The 1,637-nt window shown below is 57.6% G+C and carries 1 protein-coding gene; it reads left to right on the top strand.

Annotated elements, in window-relative coordinates:
* Window positions 1-125 precede the first annotated feature (125 nt).
* The gene (locus L6D89_RS32315) at window positions 126-1,397 is read left to right on the top strand and encodes an IS4-like element ISPa1635 family transposase (RefSeq protein WP_004423958.1); all 1,272 of its coding nucleotides are present in this window, start codon (window positions 126-128) and stop codon (window positions 1,395-1,397) included.
* Window positions 1,398-1,637: the final 240 nt, after the last annotated feature.

Raw genomic sequence — 1,637 nt, 5'->3', positions numbered from 1 at the left:
CCCAATGTCATCAACTTTGGAAATTATCCATAAATATCATATAATTAGCGCTCAAATCAGTGCATGGGAGAAGCCCTTTTGACTACCTATACCGCATCGCTTGACACCGCCAGCCAAACCCTGGCTTGAAAATTGTACAAAAAATAACCAGCCCGCTCGATTGTCCCGCCTTCATCGCCGCCCACCGCCAGAATCCTCAAGACTTTACCCGCCGACGCCAGCTCACCTTCAAGAACCTCGTCCTGTTCCTGCTCAATCAGCCGCGCACGGCCCTGCAAACCGAACTCGATCAGTTCTATCGCGTACTCAATCAGGCGTCGACTGAGACGCAAATGGTCACTGCGCAGGCCTTCTGCAAAGCGCGCAAAAAGCTCAACCCCGAGGTATTTGAAAGTCTCAATCGCCTCCTGCAGCAACAAATTGACTGCTTCGGGCTGCGTCAGAAGTGGCGTGGGCTGAGGGTGCTCGCGGTGGATGGCTCGACCGTGCATTTACCCCTGGAGTCGACCATGGCGACCTTCTTTGGCAGTCACTCTGGCTTTCCCATGGCTCGCTTGTCCACACTCTACGAAGTCGCTGACGGTCAAACCTTGCATAGCCTGATCGTGCCCCTGACCGTCGGCGAGCGCGACTGTGCCCATCTGCACCTTGAGCACCTGCCGGCTGACAGCCTGACGCTGTTTGACCGTGGTTACCCTGGGCACTGGTTATTCGCGCTGTTCGCGCAGCAACAGCGGCACTTTCTGATGCGCCTGCCCTGTGGCTATAACGCCCAGGTCAAAGCGTTTCTACACTCTGGCCAAGTTGAAGACACACAGCTTTTCGTGGCCAACCATCCTGAAGCACGTCTGTTCTGCTCCGAGGCTGGCGTTGATCCTGCCAGCCAGATCGAGCTGAGACTGATCCGGGTCGAGTTGGCCAACGGCGAAAGCGAAGTATTGCTGACCTCGCTGCTGGATCGAGAAGCCTTTCCCGCTGAGGTGTTTGCCGAGCTTTACCACCGCCGCTGGGGCATCGAAACCGATTTCCGTCGCCTCAAACAAACCCTGACGCTGGACAACTTCAGCGGCCGCAGCGTGACCGCTGTAAAGCAGGACTTTCATGCCGCTCAACTGTTGAAGAACCTGGCGCTGTTGATGCAGCACCTGCTACAGCCGGTCATCGAACAGCGCCACAAAGGTCGCAAGCTGCGATGGAAAGTCAACTTCACCCAAGGCGTGTCACGGCTCAAAAATACCCTGGTCGAGCTGCTGGTGCGGCACTGTGCTCAGGGGCTGAGCAATGTGCTGGCCTTGATGGCTAAAAGCCTCAGTGCCGTACGCTCAGGCCGTAGCTTTGCGCGCCAACGCAAACGCGCAGCCAGCCGAGGTTGTGAGGGCTACAAACCGACGCGCTGAAGAAACACCACCGCCCAACCTCCGTGCAAAAAAGCTGGCCACAAGCGGTCGGCATAGGCTCGTCCGGAGAACGAGAAATCTCGCCTAGACAGCCGGAACAGACGATGATCACATCACCGCCAGCCCAGCTAGACCGCCTGATTGAGCGGCAGAGGCCTGGTCATCGCCCGACGGCCATGGCGGCTGGCTGCTTCGGGGGGCTTGCCTTGGGCAGGGCTGCAGCTTAGGTTGATGACATTG

Origin of the sequence: Pseudomonas pseudonitroreducens, from assembly GCF_021603645.1 — a bacterium.
Classification (GTDB): domain Bacteria; phylum Pseudomonadota; class Gammaproteobacteria; order Pseudomonadales; family Pseudomonadaceae; genus Pseudomonas; species Pseudomonas pseudonitroreducens.
This window is presented reverse-complemented; position numbering and strand designations above follow the sequence as displayed.